The organism is Microbacterium meiriae (assembly GCF_040685015.1).
In the GTDB taxonomy this organism is placed as follows: Bacteria; Actinomycetota; Actinomycetes; order Actinomycetales; family Microbacteriaceae; genus Microbacterium; species Microbacterium meiriae.
In genome coordinates, this window is record NZ_JBFBHD010000001.1 from 1,604,286 (window position 1) to 1,624,887 (window position 20,602).

General features: G+C 71.0%; 18 protein-coding genes. 5 read left to right on the forward strand and 13 right to left on the reverse strand.

Going from position 1 to position 20,602, the window contains the following annotated elements; genetic code table 11:
- Window positions 1–81 precede the first annotated feature (81 nt).
- The 3 genes from AB0N68_RS07870 to AB0N68_RS07880 all read left to right on the forward strand — a co-directional run bounded on the left by AB0N68_RS07870 (window position 82) and on the right by AB0N68_RS07880 (window position 3,754).
- On the forward strand, window positions 82–1,584 hold the full coding sequence (locus AB0N68_RS07870; RefSeq protein ID WP_025105377.1) for a sugar ABC transporter ATP-binding protein: 1,503 nt from the start codon (window positions 82–84) through the stop codon (window positions 1,582–1,584).
- Window positions 1,584–2,618, forward strand: coding sequence for an ABC transporter permease (locus AB0N68_RS07875; RefSeq protein WP_025105378.1), 1,035 nt, complete (start codon window positions 1,584–1,586; stop codon window positions 2,616–2,618). The genes AB0N68_RS07870 and AB0N68_RS07875 overlap by 1 nt, the downstream gene beginning before the upstream one ends.
- Window positions 2,619–2,752: 134 nt before the next feature.
- A complete protein-coding gene (locus AB0N68_RS07880; RefSeq protein ID WP_071329175.1) occupies window positions 2,753–3,754 on the forward strand; it encodes an ABC transporter substrate-binding protein in 1,002 nt (333 codons plus the stop codon).
- Window positions 3,755–4,311: 557 nt separating this feature from the next.
- Here AB0N68_RS07880 and AB0N68_RS07885 read toward each other — a convergent pair.
- The 7 genes from AB0N68_RS07885 to AB0N68_RS07915 form a co-directional block, all read right to left on the reverse strand.
- Complete coding sequence (locus AB0N68_RS07885; protein ID WP_126894150.1) at window positions 4,312–4,608, reverse strand: putative quinol monooxygenase; 297 nt, start codon at window positions 4,606–4,608, stop codon at window positions 4,312–4,314.
- Between the two features lie 23 nt (window positions 4,609–4,631).
- Complete coding sequence (locus AB0N68_RS07890) at window positions 4,632–5,600, reverse strand: phosphotriesterase family protein (RefSeq protein ID WP_292793372.1); 969 nt, start codon at window positions 5,598–5,600, stop codon at window positions 4,632–4,634.
- Entirely contained in the window at window positions 5,600–6,550 is a 951-nt protein-coding gene (locus AB0N68_RS07895; RefSeq protein WP_292793369.1) for a shikimate dehydrogenase family protein, read from the reverse strand. The genes AB0N68_RS07890 and AB0N68_RS07895 overlap by 1 nt, the downstream gene beginning before the upstream one ends.
- On the reverse strand, window positions 6,547–7,524 hold the full coding sequence (locus AB0N68_RS07900) for a phosphoglycerate dehydrogenase (protein ID WP_232089109.1): 978 nt from the start codon (window positions 7,522–7,524) through the stop codon (window positions 6,547–6,549). The genes AB0N68_RS07895 and AB0N68_RS07900 overlap by 4 nt, the downstream gene beginning before the upstream one ends.
- On the reverse strand, window positions 7,524–9,014 hold the full coding sequence (xylB, locus tag AB0N68_RS07905) for a xylulokinase (protein ID WP_313366527.1): 1,491 nt from the start codon (window positions 9,012–9,014) through the stop codon (window positions 7,524–7,526). Before xylB ends, AB0N68_RS07900 begins: the two co-directional genes overlap by 1 nt.
- 9 nt (window positions 9,015–9,023) lie before the next feature.
- Complete coding sequence (locus AB0N68_RS07910; protein WP_025105385.1) at window positions 9,024–9,599, reverse strand: glucose-6-phosphate isomerase family protein; 576 nt, start codon at window positions 9,597–9,599, stop codon at window positions 9,024–9,026.
- Between the two features lie 122 nt (window positions 9,600–9,721).
- Window positions 9,722–10,696 carry an acetylxylan esterase gene (locus AB0N68_RS07915; protein WP_363332461.1) on the reverse strand — a complete coding sequence of 325 codons (975 nt, stop codon included), beginning with the start codon at window positions 10,694–10,696 and terminating at the stop codon, window positions 9,722–9,724.
- A gap of 80 nt (window positions 10,697–10,776) precedes the next feature.
- Between AB0N68_RS07915 and AB0N68_RS07920 the strand changes: the two genes are divergently transcribed.
- Entirely contained in the window at window positions 10,777–11,586 is an 810-nt protein-coding gene (locus tag AB0N68_RS07920) for a DeoR/GlpR family DNA-binding transcription regulator (RefSeq protein ID WP_363332463.1), read from the forward strand.
- An 11-nt stretch (window positions 11,587–11,597) separates the two neighbouring features.
- On the opposite strand, the gene AB0N68_RS07925 is transcribed toward AB0N68_RS07920, so the two are convergent.
- The 6 genes from AB0N68_RS07925 to AB0N68_RS07950 form a co-directional block, all read right to left on the reverse strand.
- On the reverse strand, window positions 11,598–12,485 hold the full coding sequence (locus AB0N68_RS07925) for a LacI family DNA-binding transcriptional regulator (protein ID WP_268777049.1): 888 nt from the start codon (window positions 12,483–12,485) through the stop codon (window positions 11,598–11,600).
- Window positions 12,486–12,553: 68 nt separating this feature from the next.
- Window positions 12,554–14,815 carry an FAD-dependent oxidoreductase gene (locus AB0N68_RS07930; protein WP_292795054.1) on the reverse strand — a complete coding sequence of 754 codons (2,262 nt, stop codon included), beginning with the start codon at window positions 14,813–14,815 and terminating at the stop codon, window positions 12,554–12,556.
- 37 nt (window positions 14,816–14,852) lie between these two features.
- The gene (locus tag AB0N68_RS07935) at window positions 14,853–16,658 is read right to left on the reverse strand and encodes a BNR-4 repeat-containing protein (protein ID WP_292795056.1); all 1,806 of its coding nucleotides are present in this window, start codon (window positions 16,656–16,658) and stop codon (window positions 14,853–14,855) included.
- Between the two features lie 11 nt (window positions 16,659–16,669).
- Window positions 16,670–17,995 carry an extracellular solute-binding protein gene (locus tag AB0N68_RS07940; RefSeq protein ID WP_292795058.1) on the reverse strand — a complete coding sequence of 442 codons (1,326 nt, stop codon included), beginning with the start codon at window positions 17,993–17,995 and terminating at the stop codon, window positions 16,670–16,672.
- 49 nt (window positions 17,996–18,044) lie between these two features.
- Window positions 18,045–18,950 (reverse strand): carbohydrate ABC transporter permease, encoded by a 906-nt coding sequence (locus AB0N68_RS07945; protein WP_101848185.1) that lies wholly within the window; start codon window positions 18,948–18,950, stop codon window positions 18,045–18,047.
- Window positions 18,947–19,867 carry a carbohydrate ABC transporter permease gene (locus tag AB0N68_RS07950; protein ID WP_025105393.1) on the reverse strand — a complete coding sequence of 307 codons (921 nt, stop codon included), beginning with the start codon at window positions 19,865–19,867 and terminating at the stop codon, window positions 18,947–18,949. The genes AB0N68_RS07945 and AB0N68_RS07950 overlap by 4 nt, the downstream gene beginning before the upstream one ends.
- 179 nt (window positions 19,868–20,046) lie before the next feature.
- On the opposite strand from AB0N68_RS07950, the gene AB0N68_RS07955 reads away from it, so the two are divergent.
- On the forward strand, window positions 20,047–20,490 hold the full coding sequence (locus AB0N68_RS07955; protein WP_292795062.1) for a hypothetical protein: 444 nt from the start codon (window positions 20,047–20,049) through the stop codon (window positions 20,488–20,490).
- Window positions 20,491–20,602 lie beyond the last annotated feature (112 nt).

Genomic DNA, 20,602 nt, shown 5'->3' on the forward strand with positions numbered 1-20,602 from the left:
AGGACGCAGAATTGATCCGATGTTTACGGCGGAACGGTCCGCCGAAATCGCGACAGAACCTTCAAGGAAGCAGGTGAGCGCATGAGTGGACCCATCCTGAGGGTCGAGGGGATCAGCAAGGGATTCCCCGGTGTCCAGGCGCTGAAGGACGTGCATCTCGAGGTGCGCGCCGGCGAGGTGCTCGTCCTCGTGGGTGAGAACGGTGCCGGCAAGTCCACCCTGATGAAGATCCTCTCCGGGATCTACACCAAGGACGAGGGCACGATCACGTTCGAGGGGCAGGAGGTCGAGCTCACCAGCCCGCTGCAGGCGCAGGAGCTGGGGATCACGATCATCCACCAGGAGCTCAACCTGATGCCCGACCTCACGGTCGCGCAGAACATCTACGTCGGCCGCGAGCCCACGACGGGCCCGTTCCTGTCGGAGCGGAAGCTCAACCGGCAGACGGCCGAGCTGCTGCAGCGCCTGGACATCCACCTCGACCCCCGCCAGCGCGTGGGAGAGCTGACGGTGGCCGAGCAGCAGATGGTCGAGATCGCCAAGGCGCTGTCCTTCAACGCCAAGGTCCTCATCATGGACGAGCCGACGTCGGCCCTCACCGACAGCGAGGTCGAGACCCTCTTCGTCCTCATCGAGCAGCTCAAGGCGCGCGGCACCGGCATCGTCTACATCTCGCACCGCATGGACGAGCTGCGCCGCCTCGCCGACCGCGTGACCGTGCTCCGCGACGGCACATACATCGGATCACTCGACAAGTCCGAGATCACGATTCCGACGATCATCGAGATGATGGTCGGCCGCGTGATCGACGAGGGCACGCGTCCGCAGGCGCGGGAGCATCTCAACGACCCCATCGTGCTCGACGTGCAGGGGCTCTCCACGCGGAAGCTCCTCAAGGACGTGTCGTTCCAGCTGCACAAGGGCGAGATCCTCGGATTCGCCGGCCTCATGGGCGCCGGCCGCACCGAGACCGCCCGGGCCGTGATCGGCGCCGACCACCGCGACGGCGGCACGATCACGATCGGCGGGCGCACCGTCCGCATCGCACAGCCCGCGGACGCGGTCAAGCACGGCGTCGGCTACCTCTCCGAGGATCGCAAGCTGCTCGGCCTCATGCTCGAGCAGGACGTCACCTTCAACACCGTGCTCGCGTCGCTCGGCTCCTACGCCAACGGCATCGGCTGGATGGGCGACAGCAAGGCGAAGAACCGCACCAAGGAATACGTCCAGCAGCTGCGGGTCAAGACCCCCTCGGTCAACCAGGTCGTCAAGCTCCTCTCCGGAGGGAACCAGCAGAAGGTCGTCATCGCCCGGTGGCTGATGCGCGACTGCGACATCCTCATCTTCGACGAGCCGACGCGAGGCATCGACGTCGGTGCGAAGGAGGAGATCTACCGCCTCATGCAGCAGCTCGCCGACGCGGGCAAGTCCATCATCGTCATCTCGTCGGAGCTCCCCGAGATCCTCCGGGTCGCGAACCGCATCGCCGTGTTCGCGAACGGCCGCATCACCGGGACGCTCCGCAACGAGGAAGCCAGCCAGGAGAAGATCATGCAACTCGCAGCCCACGGGGAGGAAGACTGATGAGCACCCCACAGCAGTCCGGATCGTCGACGACGACGATCATCCAGACGGCCGTCAACGAGGACACCGACAAGCGCGACGTCGCCGGGTTCCTCAAGCGGCAGTTCCAGCAGTCGCTCGCGTTCGGCACCCTGATCGTCCTGGTCATCTTCTTCTCGATCGCCAGCCCGAACTTCTTCACCTTCAGCAACATCGCCACGGTGCTGCTGTCCACCGCGGTCATCGGCATCCTCGCCCTCGGCACGACGTTCGTCATCATCACCGGCGGCATCGATCTGTCGATCGGTACCGGCATGGCGCTCTGCGCCGTGATGACGGGTGTGCTCATCACCAACCTGGGCCTGCCCGTGTGGGTGGGCGTGCTCGGCGGCATCGCGACCGGTGTGCTCATGGGTCTGGTGAACGGCGTCAACATCACCTTCCTGCGGCTGCCGCCGTTCATCGCGACGCTGGCCATGATGATGATCGCCGGCGGCCTCGCCCTCGTCATCTCGAACGTCGCGCCGATCTACTTCTCGACCTCGGCTCCCGACTTCAAGAAGATCGCGCTCGGCGTGCTCATCCCCGGCATCCCGAACGCGGTGCTCATCACCGCGGCCCTCGCGATCGTCGCCTGGCTCGTGCTGTCGAAGACGCTCCTCGGGCGGTACACGTTCGCGATCGGATCGAACGAGGAGGCCACGCGCCTCTCCGGCGTCAACACGCGCCGCTGGACGATCCTCATCTACATGTTCGCGGGCGCCTTCACCGGCATCGCCGGCATCGTTATCGCCGCCCGCCTCGACTCGGCCCAGCCGCAGATCGGCACGGGCTACGAGCTGCAGGCCATCGCGGCCGTGATCATCGGCGGCACCTCGCTGCTCGGCGGCCGCGGCTCGATCCTCGGCACCGTGATCGGTGCGCTCATCATGAGCGTCCTGGTCAACGGCCTCCGGATCATGTCGATCCAGCCGGAGTGGCAGAACATCGTCGTCGGCGTCGTCGTCCTGCTGGCCGTCTTCCTCGACTCGCTGCGCAACCGCCAGCGGACCTGAGACACGGCGGCGGCGAAACCCGTGCCCGCCGCCGTCCCCGGCTCCGGCCGGACCCCGCGGAACCCTCCGCACAGGCACCACGAATGTCCACCCGCCGGTCCTGGCCGGCACCCACACAGAACAACGGAGTTTCCATGAAATTCGGCAAGAAGACCGCATTCGCGGCACTCGTGGCCGCATCCGCGCTCGTGTTCGCCGGCTGTGCCGGCGGCGGCGACGTGATCGAAGAGGGCTCGGGCGGCGACACCGGCAGCAGCGACGGCGAGATGTACATCGCCATGGTCTCGAAGGGCTTCCAGCACCAGTTCTGGCAGGCCGTCAAGAAGGGTGCGGAGGAGAAGGCCCAGGAGCTGGGTGTCAAGATCACCTTCGAGGGCCCGGCCGCCGAGACCGAGATCGCGCAGCAGCTCGAGATGCTGACCGCCGCGATCGACAAGAACCCGGACGCCATCGCCTACGCCGCCCTCGACCCCGAGGCGTGCGTCGCCCCGCTCGAGCAGGCGAAGTCGAAGGACATCCCCGTCGTCTACTTCGACGCCCCGTGCAACGGCGACGTCGGACTCAGCCTCTCCGCGACGGACAGCAAGGTCGCCGGCGCGCTGGCGGCCGAGCACATGGCCGAGCTGATCGGCGGCGAGGGCGAGGTCGCCATCGTCGGTCACTCGCAGATCAACTCGACGGGTGTCGAGCGTCGCGACGGCTTCGTCGAGAAGATCGAGGCGGACTACCCCGACATCGAGATCGTCGACATCCAGTACGGTGACGGCGACCACCTGAAGTCGGCCGACATCGCCAAGACGCTCATCGCGGCGCACCCCGACCTCAAGGGCATCTACGGCACCAACGAGGGCTCGGCCATCGGCGTCGTGAACGCCGTGAACGAGCTCGGCCTGGAGAAGGGCAAGATCACCATCGTCGGCTTCGACTCCGGTGCAGCCCAGATCAACGCCATCAAGGACGGCACCATGGCCGGCGCCATCACGCAGGACCCGATCGGCATCGGCGCCCAGGTCGTGCAGGCGGCCTACGACGCGGCCAACGGCGACGACGTCGAGGAGTTCTACGACACCGGTTCCTACTGGTACGACAAGAACAACATCGACGACGACAAGATCGCCGCGGTCCTCTACGAGTGACCCGCACGACGGAGCCCCTCGCCTTCGGGCGGGGGGCTTCGTCGTGTTCAGTGGTGTTCCGGGTCCGTGGGTCCGTGATCCGTGGTCCGTGGTCCGTGGTCCGTGGTCCGTGGGCGATCGGCGGTCCGATTGCACGACCCCGGGGCGGATGCACGATCGGACCCCCGGTTTCCTCGTGCACCCGTCTCGGGGTCGTGCAGATGAACAGGGTCCGGGGTCGGGTCGGTCTGGGGTCTGGGTCTGGGATCGGTCTGGGGTCCGGGGTGGGGGGACGGGGGTGGGACGGATGCACGACGCGGGGACCGATGTGTGACCGGGTGGGCGGTTGGGTCGTGCCGTCGTGACAGGGGTGTGCAGGTGAAACCGGAGGGCCGAGCGGAGCCGTGTGGCACGAGGGACGGTCAGCCAGAAGGACGGACGTGGGCACGACGAGGGGCGGATGCACGACGGGGTGACGGGGGCACGACGAGGGGGCCGGAACGGGCGTGCGGGCGTGGCGAGGTCGTGCAGGTGAAACAGGGAGACGGAGAGGGGAGACGGAGAGGGGTCAGACGGGGTCAGAGGGGGCGGAGGAACGTGAGGATCGAGGTGGGCTCGACGATGAGTTCCTGGAGCGCGGCGTTGAAGGGGACGCCGGCGGGTGCGTGGAGATGGGCCTGGAAGGCGTCCTCGTCGCGGTAGACCTCGTAGACGAAGAAGCGGTCGGGGTCGTCGACGAGACGGTGGGCCTCGAAGACGATGTTGCCCTCCTCGGCGCGGACGACCTCGGCGAAGTCCCGCAGCAGTGCCGCGACGCGGTCGGCGGCCCCGGGCTGCGCGGTGAAGACGGCGTGGAGGACGGTGGGTTCGGGCATGACGACTCCTCGGGTTCGGGTGGTCAGGGGCGGAGAGTCAGGAAGCGCGCCGGCGTCGTGACGAGCATCCGGTGCACCGCGTCATCGCCGACGGCTTCGCGGAGTCGCGGGAGGTAGCGCTCGCCGAGGTAGGCGAGACCCGGCATGCCGCCGTAGGCGATGTACCGGGTGCGACGGGCGACGTCGCCTCCGAGCAGGATCCGGTCGCCGGCCCCGCGCTCGACCACGGCGACCGTGAGCGCCAGCAGCTCCGCGTCGGACCGGGTGCGCGGCCTGGCGAAGCCGTCGTAGCCGAGGTGGGCACCGCGCTCGGCGAGCGAGACGTGCAGACCGGGGTCGGGGTCACGGTCGGCGTGGGCCAGGACGACGCGATCCGCTGCCACCCCCTCGGCCTCCAGGAGGTCGAGGACCTCGTGGGCCGCGGTGCCGAACTCCAGATGCACCATGACGGGCGCTCCCGTCTCCCGGTGCGCCCGGGCGACGGCGACCAGGGTCGTCCGCTCGAACGGGCTGATGCGCCAGTAGTCGGCGCCGCCCTTCAGCATCCCGGCGCGCACGGGCTCCCCTCCAGGGCCCGCGGCGAGGGGCACGTCTGGCGTCTCGAACACCGCGGCGTCATCCGCCGGCATCCCGCGCGTGAGGTCGGACACGAACAGGGCGGCCAGGCGGTCGGCGCCCCACACCTGCATCGGGTGGTCGGGGCCGTAGTGGGCCTCACGGTGTCGACCGGTCGTCGCGACGACATGCAGCCCGGTCGCGGCGCTGATGCGGGCGACGGCGGCGGGGTCGCGGCCCAGGCCGAACGGCGTGGCGTCGGCCATGGCCTCGAAGCCGCTCGCCCGCAGCAGACCGGCCTCCTCGCCGGACGCGGCCTCGTCGTCGAGCTCGTCCCCGACCAGCAGCGGCGACACCTGGAACAGGTGCTCGTGGTAGTCCACGCGCCCGAGCTGCGACGGGTCGATGTCGCCGAGGACGGTCCGCACGGCGGGCATCAGCGCACCGACTCCGCAGCCTCCGCGAGGCGCTCGACGGTCTCGGGCGTGAGGTCGAGGTCGAACACGTCCGCCACGACCTGCGACCAGCCGTGGATGAAGTACCGCCAGCCGTCGACCACGAGCAGCGCGCGATCGTCCTCCTGCGCCTCGGCCTGGTGCAGGAACTCCAGCGAGCCGCGGTAGTTGAACTCCCACACGTACGCGCCCTGGGGGAAGACGACCGCGTCGGTCAGGGGCGACCCGGGGCGGTCCTTGCCGAGCCCGGTGGCGTTCGCGATGACCGATCCCGCGGGGGCGGCCGTGACCAGAGCGTCGGCCTCCTCCGGCGTCTCGGTGACGACGTAGCGAAGCAGTCCCTCCGGGGTGCCGTGCTGGAGGTGCACTTCGCGGAGGTGGTCGAGCTTGTCCTGGGTGCGCGCGGTGACGGTGATGAGCGCGGGGGCGTCGTCCCGCTCGGCGAGGGCCCAGCTCAGGGCGGTGCCGGAACCACCGGCCCCGAGGATGACGACCTCGGCACCGGTGCGCGCGAAGTGATCGGCGGGCAGGAAGTCGCGCAGCGCCAGGTCGACCGTGATCGGGTCCTTCGCGCGGCCGGACAGCGTGGAGCCGCGCTTGGCGATGCTCGAGATCTCGGCGCAGGACACCGCGAACGGATCGAGCTCGTCGAACAGGTCGGACGCCGCCGCGTACACGTTCATCTTGTGCGTGGTGACGAGCGCGCCGCGGTGGTGCGGGTCGTCGCGGATCTGTTCGACCATGGCGCGGTACTGCGCGGGGTCGGCATCCATCGGCAGGTCGTGGCCGACGAGGGTCCGGGTGGGGAGGCCGAGGATGTCGGCCCACAGCGGGAACACCTTCATGATCGACGACGAGGCGGTGGTGACGCCCACGAAGCCCATGTAGTCGGCGGTGGCGGGCGGTGCGGAGGGCGTCGCGGCGGTGGTCATCGGTTCTCCTCGGGGGCGGACGCGGGGACGGGGACGGGGTGGGCGGGGTCGGCGCCACGGAGGACCGCGATCACGTCGTCGAGGGACAGCGCCCCCATGTTGTCGACGGCCTGGGTGGTCTGGGCACCGAGGTGCGGGGTGACGATGACGCGGTCGGCGAGCGCCGGGTCGAGCAGGGGGCTGTCGTGCGCGGCCGTGTCGCCGTCGAGGGTGTCCGCCGCGTACCCGGCGAGGATGCCGTCGCGGAGCGCGTCGGCCACGGCCTGCTCGTCCACGAGGTCGCCCCGGGCGGTGTTGACGAGCACGGTGCCCGGCCGCATCCCGGCGAGGCGGTCCGCGTCGACGAGCTGTTGCCCGCCGGGGGCGTGCAGGGTGATCACATCGGCGGTGCGGAACAGGTCGTCGAGGGTGACGGGTTCGGCGCCGCGGTCCCGCACGAGGTCGGCGGGCAGGAACGGGTCGGAGGCGAGCAGCCGCGGACCGAACCCGCCCAGTCGCCGCGCGACCCCCTGGCCGATCCGCCCGAAGCCGACGATGCCGACCGTCGCGGCGCCGAGCTCCCGGCCGCGGCGCACGGTCCAGTCGCCGGTCCGCACGCGGCGGTCGCCGTCCGGGATGGTGCGCAGGGCGGCGAGCATGAGGCCGACCGCGTGGTCGGCGACCGCGTCGGCGTTCGCGCCGGGGGTGTTCGTGACCGGGATGCCGCGCTCGCGTGCCGCCGCGAGGTCCACCGCCTCGGTGCCGACCCCGTAGCGCGCCACGACCTTGAGCTTCGGGCCGGCGGCGAGGTGCGCGTCGGTGACCGGTCCGGTGCCGGCGATCCAGGCGTCGGCGCCGTGCAGCAGCACCCGCAGCTCGTCGAGGTCGTGATGCGCGGGTCCGCGGAGGATACGGTGTCCGGCCTGCGCGGCGCGCCCGACCAGGTCGAGGTCGCCGTCCGAGAAGGAGCGGCTCGTGACGAGGATGACGCCCATCAATGCGGCCTTCCGGCGAACCACGGCGCGAGGGCCGTGTAGGCGTCGGTGAAACGCGCGTGGCGCTCGGCGTAGACCGCATGCCGGGAGGGGTCGGGCGTGAACTCGGCGGTGACCTCGCTGAGCGCTCGGGCGGCGGAGAAGTCGGTGAGGCCGAGACCGACGGCTCCCGTGACCGCGGCACCGAGGCTGTTCGCCTCCTCCACGATGGTGCGGCGACGAACCGGCACTCCCCAGACGTCGGCGAGGACGGCGAGGTAGACGTCGCTCTGCGCGCCGCCGCCGACGGCGTCGATGCGGTCGATCGTCGCGCCAGCTCCCCGGAACGCCTGGATGCAGGTGAGGAGGTTGAACGCCGTCCCCTCCAGGACTGCGCGCACGAGGTGGGCCCGCCCGTGGTGGCGGGCGAGACCGACGAACGCGCCGCGCGCGTCGGGATCCCACAGCGGGGAGCGCTCGCCGAGCAGGTAGGGAAGGAAGTAGAGGTCGTCGGTGTCGACATCGCTCGCGGCCTCGGCGACGAGGCGCCCCGTCTCCGGGTGCGCGGGGTCGACGGAGAGGGCTTCGGCGATCCACTGCACGGAGGCGCCGCCGGCCTGCATGGTCGCGGTCGGCACGAACGAGCCCGGGACGACGTTGTCGAAGGTGAAGGTCCGCATCGCGGCGTCGTGCAGCGGGGCGTCCGCCGCGAAGGAGATCCACGACGAGGTGCCGAGGCAGACATAGGCGCCGTCCTCGGGCGCCACGATTCCGGAGCCGACCGCGGCGAGCGGTCCGTCGCCGCCGCCCATGACGACCCGGACGCCGGTGTGCAGCCCGAGCGCTTCGGCCGCGGCGGCCGTGAGCGGGCCCGCGATCTGCGTCGACTCCAGGATCTCGGGGAACAGGGCGGGATCGAGCCGCGCGGCGGCGAGGATCTCGGGGGACCACGTGCCGGCGACCTGGTCGTACGCGTTCGTGCCGGAGGCGTCCGAACGGTCGGTGGCCAACCGCCCGGTCAGCCGCAGCACGATGAAGTCCTTGGCCACGCACACCCGGCGCACGCGCTCCCACACCTCGGGTTCGTTGTCCCGGACCCACATGACCTTCTCGATCGAGTAGGTGGGGTTGAGGCGGTGACCGAGGATGCCGTACGCGCGCTCGGCGCCGACCGCCGCCTCGAGCTCGCGCTGCTGGGCGCCGGCGCGGGTGTCGGCCCAGATGATCGCCGGCCGCGCGGGCTCTCCGTCGGCGTCGAGCAGCACGGCGCCCATCATCTGCCCGCTGACCACGAGCCCGGCGACGTCGGCGGCGGCGGTACCGGTGCGCGCGAGCAGATCGCGGGTCGCCGTGACGACCGCGTGCCACCAGTCGGCCGGGTCCTGCTCGGCGACGCCGCCGGCCGCGAAGTGGGCGGGGTAGGGAACCGTGACCGCGGCGATCAGGCGGCCGTCGTCGTGGTGCAGGGACGCCTTGTTCCCGGTCGTGCCGAGGTCGTGGGCGATGATCATGGCCGGAGCCTATTCCGCGTAGGGACGCAGGTCGACGCCGGACTCCGCGCGGAACGCCCGCGAGCCCATGCCGTGCTCCAGCACCCAGCCGTAGTCGTGGCCTGCACCACCCGGGTACACGGCGAGGAAGGAGTAGGGCTCGTCCCCGGTGTTCACGGAGCGGTGCGCCCAGCCCGGCGGGATGTAGCCGATGGTGCCCGGGAGCATGTCGAGCCATTCAGTGCGCTCGCCGTCGAACATGAGCAGTCCGCCGCGGCCGTGCAGCGCGAGGTAGATCTCGCCCTGGTGGTCGGGGTGCTGGTGGCCCTTGGTCATCCAGAGCTCGCCGCCCGTGTCGCCGGGCATGATCGTGGTGATCGACTGCGGCAGCTCGCGCTCGATCTCGGGCACAGGGGAGCTGACGACCGTGTAGACGATCGGGTCCTCGCCCGCGGCGGCGGCCGCCCAGGCGTCGTGGTCGCGGAACAGGCCCTCGAGGTCGGACATCCGCCGGGTCAGCGTGGGGCCTTCGGGGGAGAGGGTGAGCTTCTCAGCGTCGAAGGCGATCGCCATCGGGGAGATCGGCGGGGTCTGGTACTCGGGCATCCATGCTCCTCGAAACGGGTGCTGCGTCGTCGCGCAACCTGTAATGACAAGCTCACTGTACCTGTTATGACAGGTTGCGTCCAGTGCTCTCCCGCGCGCGAGGAGCCGCGCATGCGGCGGTCTCAGCGGGCAAGCGCGCGCTCGAGATGTGCGCGCCCGTCGCGGATCGCGGCCGCCGTCACGTCGTCCCACCCGGGATACTCCGCATGGCCGGCCGGAAGCACCGCCAGCTCGAGATCATGGGCCCCCGCGGCGACCGCGAACTGCCCCTGCGGCGGCACGTACTGGTCCCAGAGAGCCGCCTCCACCCGGACCGGTACCTCCGCGAAGCCGATGCTCGTCGAGGAGTCGAACCAGCGCAGCACCTCGCGGGCCTCGGGATGCCGCAGGACGTGCTGACGCACGGTCTCCCCGCTCCCCAGGCACGGCACCGCCAGCCGTTCGTCGTACTGGCCGAAGCTCGGCACGATGAGGGTGGCCCCCACGAACCGGTCGTCCCACGGCAGGGCGAGCGCGCCGATGCCGCCGCCGAAGCTCTCCCCGACGTAGTAGAGAGGAAGCGCGCCGACGACCGAGACGAGGACGTCCGCCGCCAGCCACAGGTCGCGCGCGCAGAGGCCGAGCACGTAGCGCTCCGGATCGTCGATGCCCGCGAGCACGTGCTCGGGGGTGGGCTCGGGCGCTCCGATCCCCGCGTTCAGCACGCCGAGCCCGCGGGCCACGGGATAGATCGCCGCGACGTCGTCCGGCACCCGGGCGAGATCGACCGCGTCGCGACCCCCGTAGCCGTGGCCGTGCACGACGCCCGCGCGGGGAGGGCCGTCGAGGGGCTCGACCACCCAGGCCCGCAGTCGCACGCCGTTGACGCCGGCATGCTCGACGACGGACACCCGACGGCCCTGCTCCTCGGAGGTGGAGAGGACCACGGGGGCCGCGTCCACCGCGGCGGCCTCGCGCCGCCAGCGCCGCCAGCGGTCGGCGAAACCGGGCGGCGCGGGCACGGGGCGGACGGCGCGGAGGTCGGCTTCGGTGCGGCCGTAGCTGCCGTCGAACGCGGCATCGGGGAACCAGGTGGCGTAAGGCTCGGGGAAGGTCATGCGGGCTGAGGGATCCTGTTCCGGGAGTGGGGCGGGCGGGGGTGCGTGGCAGACTGGAGGCTCCATCGGAAGGAGACCGCGTGCTGGTCACGGAACGACGCGAGCGCATCCTCGCCCTGACCCGCGATCGCGGCACTGCGTCCATCGGCGAGCTCGCGGCCACGCTGCAGGTGAGCGAGATGACGGTGCGGCGCGACGTCGATCAGCTGGCCGAGGAGGGCGCGGTCGAGCGCATCCGTGGCGGCGTGCGGGCGCGGGGCCTCCAGCGCCTGGCTCCGGCCCCGGCGGCCTCGGCCGAACGGCGTGCGATCGTCGCGGCGGCCGCGGATCTCGTGGAGCCCGGCATGGCCGTCGGCATCTCCGGCGGACCCACGGCGCTGGCGCTCGCGCGGGAGCTCGTGCGCGTCCCGGAGCTCACGGTCGTCACGAACGCCCTGCCGGTCTCCGACCTGTTCTCGCCGCCGGACCGCGCGGACGCCCCGTACACGCAGACGGTCGTGCTCACCGGGGGCGTGCGAACGCCCTCGCAGGCCCTCGTCGGACCGGTCGCCGTCCGCGCCCTCGAGCATCTGCACTGCGACCTCGTGTTCCTCGACGCCCACGGCCTCGACGAGCAAGCCGGCATCACGACCATGAACCTGCTGGAGGCCGAGACCAACCGGGCGCTCATGGCTGCAGGGCGGGAGGTCGTCGTCCTCGCGGAGCACAGCCGCTGGGGCGTGGTCGGACTCACGACCGTCGCCGACCTCAGCGACATCGACCGCCTCATCACCGACGACGGCCTCGACGACTCCGCGCGGGAGCTGCTCGCCGCCCACGTCGGTACCCTGCACGTCGCGCCGCGCGACGGCGGCGACGAACGTGCGCTCGCGGCGGCCCTCGCGGAGTGAGTCCGCCGCCGTCATCGGGCCGTGCTCGCCCGCGGAATCAGCCGGGCGCCGACCGTCACGTGCCGCACCGGGAGATCGGCTCCCGGGGGTGCGGCGATCTGCCGTTCCAGCTCCGTGAACGCGGCGTCCACGAGGCGCGCGTGGTCGGGGGCGATGGTGCTGAGGGCGGGGACGGCGAAGCGTGCGGCGCGGATGTCGTCGATGCCGACGACGGCGACGTCTCCCGGCACGTTCCGTCCCTGGGCCTGAAGGGCGGCCAGGGCGCCGAGGGCAACGGAGTCGTTCGAGCAGACGATGCCGTCGAGGTCGGGGACCGCGGCGGCCATGGCGCCCGCCACGCGTTCACCCTCCTCGGCTGTGAAGGCGTCGACCTGCGCGGTGAGTGCGGGATCGGCGGGGATTCCGGCGGCGGCCAGCGCCTCCAGGTATCCGGCATGCCGACGGTCGGCGGCGTCCGACGGGCGGGCATCGCGGCGACCGACGAAGGCGATGCGGCGGCAGCCGACCGCGAGCAGGTGCTCCGTGGCGGTGTAGGCGGCGGCCCGGTTGTCGATCGTCACGTGCGTGAACGGGCTCACCTGGATGTGCTCGCCGAGCAGCACGAGCGGCCCGGGGGAGGTGCGGCGGGTGAGGTCGGCGACCGTGAGCGAGCGCGGGATGTGGATGAGCCCGTCGATGGGTGGCAGGCCGACGCCGTTGGCGACGTCGATCTCGCGGCCGTGGTCGCCCTCGGTCTGCACGATGAGCACCGCCAGCCCTCGGTCGTCGGCACCGCGGACGATGCGGGAGCCGAGCTCCGCGAAGTACGGCTCCTCCAGATGCGGCACCGCGAGCGCGATGAGTCCCGTGCGGGTGGCCCGCGCGACGGGGAGCACGCGGCCGCCGGGCGAGGTGGTCACCTGCGGCCTCCTGGAGGGACGACGGTCTCCGCCGGGACGACGGATGCCCTTCACGTTAGCGCCCTCCGTCACGATTGCACTCGGAACGCGATCACGCGCGCCTCCGCGACGCCGTTCGTCCGCTCCACCACGAGGCGGGCGGCCGTGAAGGCGCCGAGGTCCGCCGGCAGCGGATGCACCCGCAGGCGATGGCGGTTGTCGCGCTCCTCGGCCACGGTGCGCCACTCGTCCGAGCCCTCCGGCTGCACCTCGACGCGATAGTCGCGCACGAGCTGGGGCAGCACCTCGTCGGGGCTGCGGTGGTGATGCAGGGTGTTGAGCTCCAGGTCCACGTCGTCGTCGAACACGAGACGGATCTCGGATGCCGTGATCGGCTGCTCCCAGTCCAGGCGCAGCCACTGCGGGCCCTCCGCCTCCGGAGCGGACGCCCACAGGTGCGGCCCGCCGAACGGACGGTTGTAGCCGGAGACGGCGCGCTCCGGCGCGACGGCCTCGGAGTCCGGGGCCGTGCGGAACGCGGGCACCCGGCCGCGCAGCGGCTTGGTCGGCCACTGCACGAGGAGGCCGTCGCGGTCGACCTGCACGTTGCGGTCGTCGTTGTCGACGCGGTGCACGAGGGTGAGCACCCCTGGCGGCAGCTCGGAGGCGAGCTGCACGTGCACCTGCGGGTTCGCGCGGAGCACGACGATCGCGTTCTGCGGCTCCTCCGGCGCGAAAGGCGTCTCCGCCCGCACCCAGGACGGGCCACCGGCGGGGACGTCGATCACCGTGCGGTGCTCGAGCACCGCGGGCACGATGTTCTGCGGACGGCCGGTGGACCAGACCTCCACCATGACCTGCGTGTCGGCCTCGGCGCTGAGCAGGAGCTCGGTGGTGTCGAGGCGCGGGTGCACGGGGACGACGACGCCGAGGTCGTCCGTCAGGGCGTGCGGGGTCGCGGCGGCCACCGCGCTCGCCGGGGTGCCGATCGTGCGCAGGGTGCTGGACGCGGAGACGGCCGCGGTGCGGGCGAGATCGGCGGCGTCCTCGTTCGCGACGCCGATGAGGGACGCGTCGGCGCGCAGCAGCGTCTGCCGGAGCTCCGCACGGTGGTTCTCGTACAGCTCCCGGGGCGTGGCGTCGTGGGCGTAGCAGAGGGCGGCGGCGGTGCCCGCGGCCTCGCCCATCGCGGCGCATGTCGCCATCACCCTGGCAGCGCCGAACGCGATGTGCGTGGCCGAGATGTCGCGGCCCGCCATCAGCAGGTTGTCGACGTTGACGGAGTAGAGCGAGCGGAACGGGATCTCGAAGACGCCGTCCGAGAAGCGCTGCACCGCGCCGGCCCCCGTCGCGTACATGCCCTCGGCGGGGTGCAGGTCGATGGACCAGCCGCCGAACGCGATGCCGTCGTCGAACGACGTCTGTTCCAGGATGTCCTGCTGGCGCAGCGTGTAGTCGCCGATGAAGCGGCGGTACTCGCGCTTGCCGGGGATGTTGCCGATCCATTCCAGCGTCAGGTTGTCGGCGTCGAACTCGCCGGAGTTCTTGATGTGGTCCCAGATGCCGAGGATCACCGCCCGCAGCTCATCGCGGATCGCCTCGTTGTCGTCGACGATGTCGAGCGTGCCGCCCCACTCGATCCACCAGTAGTGCGCGCCGCTGTCGCCGCTGCGGATGATGCGCGACGAGGGGATCGGGGTGGTCGAGATGTCCTTCGCGCTCTCCGGCGCGACGTACTTCACCGGGTGCCCGAGATCCTTCGTATAGAAGAGGAGCGTCGAGCCGAGGAACTCGCGCACGGGCTGCTCGGGCGCCCAGTCCTCACCGAACTCGCTGCGGCTCTCCTTGCCCAGCCGGTGCCGGGCGCCGACGAGACGGCCGACCAGCCCGTCGCCCGTGCAGTCCAGGAACAGGGGCCCGCGGAAGACCGTGCGGATCTCGGAGCCCATCGTCCAGCCGGTGACCGACCGGACCCGACGGGCGTCGTCGGGTCCGGTGGCCTCGGCCTCGAGCACCTCCGTGTTCAGGAACAGCGTGAGGTTGGGCTCGCGGCGCACGATGTCGAGCACCACGTCGTCCCAGTACACGGGGTTGCCCTCGGGGTTGCGGAACTGGTTCTCCCGGTACATCTCGCCGATGATCCCGGTCTCCCGCGCCCACCGCTGGTTGCCGTGGGCGGTCGCTCCGCACACCCAGACCCTCACCTCCGACGAGGAGTTGCCGCCGAGTACCGGCCGGTTGTTGATCAGCACGGTACGTCGGCCGAGGCGGGCGGCCGCGACGGCGGCGCTCACTCCGGCGAGGCCGCCGCCGACGACGATGATGTCGGCTTCGACGGTCTGGGTGCGCATGGGGATGGGTTCCTTTCGGGAGGGGTGGTGGTGCCGCTCAGCGCGCGGCGATCGCTTCGATCTCGTAGACGCGGGCGACGTCGGTGGCGGAGTCGGACGGGTCGGTGATGAGGAGTCGCACGGCGTCGGCGGTCCGTCCCTGGGCGTCGACGACGACCGTCGTCTTCGTGTTGCCGGTGATGGTGCCGACAGTGACCCAGCCGCCGGCGGTCCGGAGCTGCACGGTGAAGTCGCGCAGCACCGACGTCTGCGGCGGCCCGACGGTGTAGCCGCTGCGCACCCGGACGACGTCGAGCGGCGCGGCCTCGTCCCACGCGACCGTGATGGTCGGCTGGGTGTCGGAGGCCGCCGAGATCCACCGGCTCGCATCCGTGCACCCGCCGTCGATGGCCTTCTCCGGGCCGGTGTCGGCGCGGAGCTGGGACGAGGCGGTCGCGGTGCCGCCGAGCGCCAGGTTCTCGCCGCCGGCATCGCCGCGGAGGGAGGCGACGATGGCGGAGAGGCTGGTGGTGCCGGCCTGGCCGTCGCGCGGGATCTCGGCGTGCCGCAGCGTCCCGCCGCCGGGAACAGCGGGGGCGCTGAGGTAGACGACGTCGGTGCCGTCGGCGCGGGTCGCCGCGCGGAGCCGCTGCTGGCCCACGACGGGGTCGCCCACGGTGTCGGCGGTCCATCCGGAAGCTCCGGCGGTCAGCAGCACCGTCTGACTGCGGGTGATGCCGCAGTCCTGCACCGACACCACGGCGTAGACGCGGGTCTCACCGCCCGCGGTCGTCGTGTCGAGGGCGGCGATGGTCTGCACGCCGCCACCCGGGGCGTCCGTGTCCACGAGGGTCTCACTCGTCCAGGCCGAGCCGGTCCAGGTCGCCCATCGCACGTCGAAGGCGTTCTCCGTCTCATCCGCGTACCGGTAGGTCACGCCCACGAGCTCGCCGTCGGCGAGGGCCATCTTCGCGGTCTGCACCGCCGGCACGGCGTCGCCGATGGTCTCGCCGGGCTCGTAGCCGCGCCACACGACGGCGCCGGGGGTGTCCGGGCGGATCGGTGTCGGCAGCGCCTGCCCGGCGACGTCGCGGAAGCCGCCCGTGGCCGGGTCGTACACCGCGTACGAACCGAGGTGACGGTAGGGATCGGCGGGCCACGGACCCCACTCCCACAGCACGTGCACCTTGCCGTCCGCGTCGACCTCGAGGTCGTCCGGGTAGAAGGAGTGGTTCACGGCCGCGGCGATCGTGGTCTCCCGGCTCCACGTCCCGGCGGCGGGGTCGTAGTGGTACAGCACCCCGTCGCGGCGGGCCTGCGGGTCGGCGCCCACCCGCACCATGAGCCAGATGTCGCCGTCGGCGCCCTGCGCGGTGACCGGGTAGGAGATCGCGGCGCCGGCGTCGGGCATCTCGGCGCTCACGTCGACGAGCGAGGTCGCGTCGTAGGGCACGGTGGAGCGGAAGTACTTCCACGGCTCGTGGTGCATGGAGACGAACGCGTGGATGTACCCGTCGCCGTCGATCGCGATCGAGGGCTGGTTGTGGCCGTTGTCGTCCGCATACTCCGCGCAGGCCCCGGTCGCCAGGCGCAGGCAGCCCGATGTCCACGTGCCGTCGGCGGCGCGGACGGCCAGGTTCACCTGGTGCTTCGTCGCCACCGAACCGGGCACGTTGTAGGCGAAGTACGTCTCGTCGCCGTCGACGACGAGCGGGTTCCACCAGCCGGACTGGTTGGAGCTGTCGACCGTGACGGGCACGGTCTCGACGTCGGGGGTCGCGGCGGCGGCCGGAGCCGGCGCGGCGAGGACGAGTGCGGTGAGGGCGGCGGCAGCGGTGGCGCCGGCCTTCCAGCGGAGGGTCATGGCGATGCTCCTCAGCCCAGCAGCTTCTGCGCCTGGTCGCCGGCCTGCGCCATCGCGTCCTTCGCGCTCTGCTGTCCCACGAGGACGGCCTGCACGCGGTCGGCGATCACGGTCTCGATCTGGGCGTACTGCGGGTACTGCCAGAACGGGTTGGTGGTCGCGGTCGCCGTGATCTTCTCGGCGAAGCGCGAGCCGAACGCGTCGGACGCCACCTCCTTCGAGGCCTGCGCCTCCTCGGTCACGGGCGGCAGTCCGCGCAGCTCGTAGTCGCCGAGCACCGCCTTCAGGTCGCTCGTGGCCCACTGGCCGAAGTCCGCGGCCGTGCGCGTGCTGTCTCCGGCTCCGCCGCCGACGATGGCGATCGCGCCACCCCAGACGAGGGCGCGCGGGGTGTCGCCCTTCTTCAGCACGGGGCGGGACTCGGGCACGAGCTTGGAGGCGAGGTCCGGATCCGGCGAGTCCTTCGTGACGGACGCGCGGCCCACGGGGGCGTCGTCGTAGATGGCGGCGCGGCCCTGGGAGAACAGCGAGCGGGCGTCGAAGCGGTCGACGTCGGCGGCGATGAGCCCTTGGTCGTACAGCGACTTGTACCAGGTGACTGCCTCGATGCTCGCGTCGTCGCCGATCGTGACCTTGCCGTCCTTGACGAGGTCGCTGCCGAACGTCTGCATCCAGATGAGAACGTCCTTGAGCTGGGCGGCCTTGGTCGAGGCGGCGTAGGGGATGAGGCCGCCGCCGAGGGCCTTGAGCTTCTTCAGCGCCGCCTCGAAGTCGTCGACGGTGGTCGGGAACGTGGAGATCCCCGCCTTCTTCAGGAGCTCGGAGTTGGTGATGAGCCCGATCGCGCCGATGGTCCACGGGAACGCGTACTGGTTACCGTCGAGCTGCGTGGCCTCCAGGCTCGACGCGGTGTAGCCGCGGCCCTTCGTGAGTGCCGAGACGTCCTCCAGCTTGCCGAGCGCGGCCAGCGAGGCGAGCCAGGCGACGTCGACGTGCGCGGCGCCGGTGAACTGCCCGCCGCGCACCTGCAGCATGAGCTGCTTGAAGTACTCGTTGTAGGGGAAGGAGACCTCGGTGATGCCGACCTCGTTGGTCTTCTTGTAGCCGTCGAGCAGCGCGCGGGTCGCCGGGGCGGCGGCCTCCTCGGTCAGCGACCAGCTGGAGAAGGAGAAGTCGGTGGCGGTGAAGTCGCCGGTGCCGAGCCCGGCGCCGGGGGAGGAGGACGGACTGCCGTTGCCGCCGCCGCTCGGCATGCAACCGGCGAGGAGGAGGCCGGCGGCGCCGAGCCCGGCGAACTGCAGGAGCTGGCGACGGGAGACGGTAGTGTTCTCGGACATGGGGGTGCTCTCTCTTCTTCGAGGGACTGCGGATGAGGGGTGGTGCGGGTCAGCCCTTGACCGCGCCGGCGGTGAGCCCGCCGACGAGGAAGCGCTGCAGGGCGATGAACGCGATGGCCACGGGGAGCGAGACCACCAGCGAAGCCGCCATGAGTTCCGGCCAGGCGGTGGACGCCTCGCCGATGAACGTGTTGACGAGTCCCGGCGGCAGGGTCTGCTTGTCGGGGCCGGCAAGCGTGAGGGCGAAGATGAAGTCGTTCCAGCCGCGGACGAACGCGAACAACCCCGCGGCGATGAGGCCGGGCGCGGCCAGCGGCAGCACGATGGAGTGGATGATGCGCATGCGGGAGGCCCCGTCGACGCGCGCGGCCTCGATGAGCTCGTCCGGAATCGTGTCGAAGAAGCCCTTCAACATCCACACGCACAGCGGCAGCGTGAACGTCGTGAACGACAGCACGAGCGCCGTGTAGGTGTTGAGCAGGCCGTATGCCGAGAACACCGCATAGAGGGTGATGAGCAGCAGCGCCTGCGGGAACATCTGCGACGCCAGCACGAAGTACATGAGGCTGCGGCGGCCGCGGTAGCGGAACTTCGAGAACGCGTAGCCCATGTACGCCGACACCAGGACCGAGAGGATCGCGGTGATGACGGAGACGACGATGCTGTTGCGGAGGTAGCCGAACAGGGCCGGGTTGTTCGCGAGGGCGGCGTAGGCCTCGAACGTGATCTCGGTGGGGAACAGCTTCGGCGGGTAGCTGAACACCTCTGTGCGCGGGGTCAGCGAGGTCGCGAGCAGCCAGTACACCGGCAGCAGCGCGAACCCGCCGAACACGACGACGGCGATCCAGGCGCTCACGGTGGAGGCACGGCGGTCGGCGCGGTGGCGCCGACGACGGGGTGCGGCGGGCGGGGCGGAGACGGCGGCCACCGTCTCCTCGGTCAGCACGGCGGTCATCGCTTCTCTCCCTTCTCGGACAGGCGGACGTAGACGACGACGAGCGCCATCAGCAGGATCATCCAGAGCAGGCCGATCGCGCCGGCGTGGCCGAGGTCGAAGCCGTCGAACGCGGTCTCGTACACGGCGGTCGCGAACGTCTGGGTGGAGCCGGCGGGACCGCCGCCGGTGAGGACGTAGATGATGTCGAAGTGCTGGAAGTTCCAGATGAACTCCAGCAGGATCACGAGGCCGATGATGCCGCTCATCTGCGGGACCGTGATGGAGAAGAAGCGGCGGATGGTGCCGGCGCCGTCGATCTCGGCGGCCTCGTGCAGCTCGATCGGCACGGTCTGCAGGCCGGCGAGGAGCATGACCATCATCCAGGGGAACGACTGCCAGGTCTTCGCGACGATCACGGCGATCATGGCGGTGGTGGGGTTCGCGAGCCACGCCTGCGGGGAGTCGATGAGGCCCACGGTCTCCAGGGCCGCGTTGAGCACGCCGTAGTTGGCGTTGAAGATCCACATCCAGAGGAACGACACGACCACGCCGGGGATCAGCCACGGGATGAGCATGAGGCCGCGGAGCACCTTGGCGCCGCGGATGCGCGTGTTCAGGGCGAGGGCGAGGCCGAAGCCGATCACGAACGGCGCGATGGTCGTGCCGAGGGTGAAGACGAGGGTCTGGGTGAGGAGCGGGAAGAACTCACCGGTGAGCACGTCGACGATGTTCTGGAAGCCGACGAACTCGCGGCCGGGCTCGACGAGGCTCTGCTTGTAGAACGCGGTGATGAGGGCCGTGATCAGCGGGTACACGACGACGGCGGCGAGGAGCGCGAGGCCGGGTGCCGTGAGGAGGAGCGCGAACATCCCGTCCGAGAGGCGACGGGGCCGGCGACCTGTTCCTATCTGTGAGGAAATGGTCTGTTCTGTCATCTAGGTCATCCTTGGCCTGGGGTGATGTGTCCGCACTCTCGCGGTGCGGTCTCGGGCTTCCTCAGTATTTCCGGCAGATTACAGCGACGTCAACTGGAGAGCGCAATAGTCAGAAAGTGGTGGAAAGTGTTTGTTTTGTGAACTGATTCCCCGGGAGCAGCCCTCGGTACGATCACGACATGGGGTTGTCACTGCTCGGCCTGGCGGTGAGTCTCGCGATCTTCCTGCCGAACCTGCTGCTGATCCCCTTCCCGCCGAGGCCGAAGCTCGAGAGCCCGGCGGTGCCCCGTGTGCTCCTCGTGTTCGAGAGGGCAGGGCAGGCGCTCTGCATGACGGTCCCGGCGATCACGGCGACCGGCCCGATCGCGTGGGGGTGGGCGGTGCCGGTGGCGCTGGCGGTGCTCGCGTACGGGGCCCTCTGGATCCGCTACCTGCGTCGCGGCCGGCCCGCGTCGGCGCTGTTCGACACCGTCCTCGGCATCCCGGTCCCGATGGCCCTCGCGCCGGTGGCCGCCTTCCTCGGCACAGCGGCGTGGCTGCAGAACCCGTGGATCGCGCTGGCCGCGGTCGTCCTCGCGGTCGGGCACATCCCGACCTCCCTCCTCGCGGCTCGGGATCACTAGGCGTACTGCTCAGTGTGGGGCGGGCGTTCTGACACATCGACGATTTGAAACGATCAGTATCGATCCTTGCTAGTCGATTATCGATTGGCTACGGTCGGAGCAGCCGCTCCCG

Bases quoted from the DNA above. Each gene is read 5' to 3' on its own strand.
- AB0N68_RS07935 (WP_292795056.1), bottom strand. From the start codon at position 16,658: ATGACCCTCCGCTGGAAGGCCGGCGCCACCGCTGCCGCCGCCCTCACC.
- AB0N68_RS07910 (WP_025105385.1), bottom strand. From the start codon at position 9,599: ATGCCCGAGTACCAGACCCCGCCGATCTCCCCGATGGCGATCGCCTTC.
- AB0N68_RS07915 (WP_363332461.1), bottom strand. From the start codon at position 10,696: ATGACCTTCCCCGAGCCTTACGCCACCTGGTTCCCCGATGCCGCGTTC.
- xylB (WP_313366527.1), bottom strand. From the start codon at position 9,014: ATGATCATCGCCCACGACCTCGGCACGACCGGGAACAAGGCGTCCCTG.
- AB0N68_RS07885 (WP_126894150.1), bottom strand. From the start codon at position 4,608: ATGCCCGAACCCACCGTCCTCCACGCCGTCTTCACCGCGCAGCCCGGG.
- AB0N68_RS07930 (WP_292795054.1), bottom strand. From the start codon at position 14,815: ATGCGCACCCAGACCGTCGAAGCCGACATCATCGTCGTCGGCGGCGGC.
- AB0N68_RS07895 (WP_292793369.1), bottom strand. From the start codon at position 6,550: ATGACCACCGCCGCGACGCCCTCCGCACCGCCCGCCACCGCCGACTAC.
- AB0N68_RS07950 (WP_025105393.1), bottom strand. From the start codon at position 19,867: ATGACAGAACAGACCATTTCCTCACAGATAGGAACAGGTCGCCGGCCC.
- AB0N68_RS07890 (WP_292793372.1), bottom strand. From the start codon at position 5,600: ATGCCCGCCGTGCGGACCGTCCTCGGCGACATCGACCCGTCGCAGCTC.
- AB0N68_RS07875 (WP_025105378.1), top strand. From the start codon at position 1,584: ATGAGCACCCCACAGCAGTCCGGATCGTCGACGACGACGATCATCCAG.
- AB0N68_RS07900 (WP_232089109.1), bottom strand. From the start codon at position 7,524: ATGGGCGTCATCCTCGTCACGAGCCGCTCCTTCTCGGACGGCGACCTC.
- AB0N68_RS07870 (WP_025105377.1), top strand. From the start codon at position 82: ATGAGTGGACCCATCCTGAGGGTCGAGGGGATCAGCAAGGGATTCCCC.
- AB0N68_RS07880 (WP_071329175.1), top strand. From the start codon at position 2,753: ATGAAATTCGGCAAGAAGACCGCATTCGCGGCACTCGTGGCCGCATCC.
- AB0N68_RS07940 (WP_292795058.1), bottom strand. From the start codon at position 17,995: ATGTCCGAGAACACTACCGTCTCCCGTCGCCAGCTCCTGCAGTTCGCC.
- AB0N68_RS07955 (WP_292795062.1), top strand. From the start codon at position 20,047: ATGGGGTTGTCACTGCTCGGCCTGGCGGTGAGTCTCGCGATCTTCCTG.
- AB0N68_RS07945 (WP_101848185.1), bottom strand. From the start codon at position 18,950: ATGACCGCCGTGCTGACCGAGGAGACGGTGGCCGCCGTCTCCGCCCCG.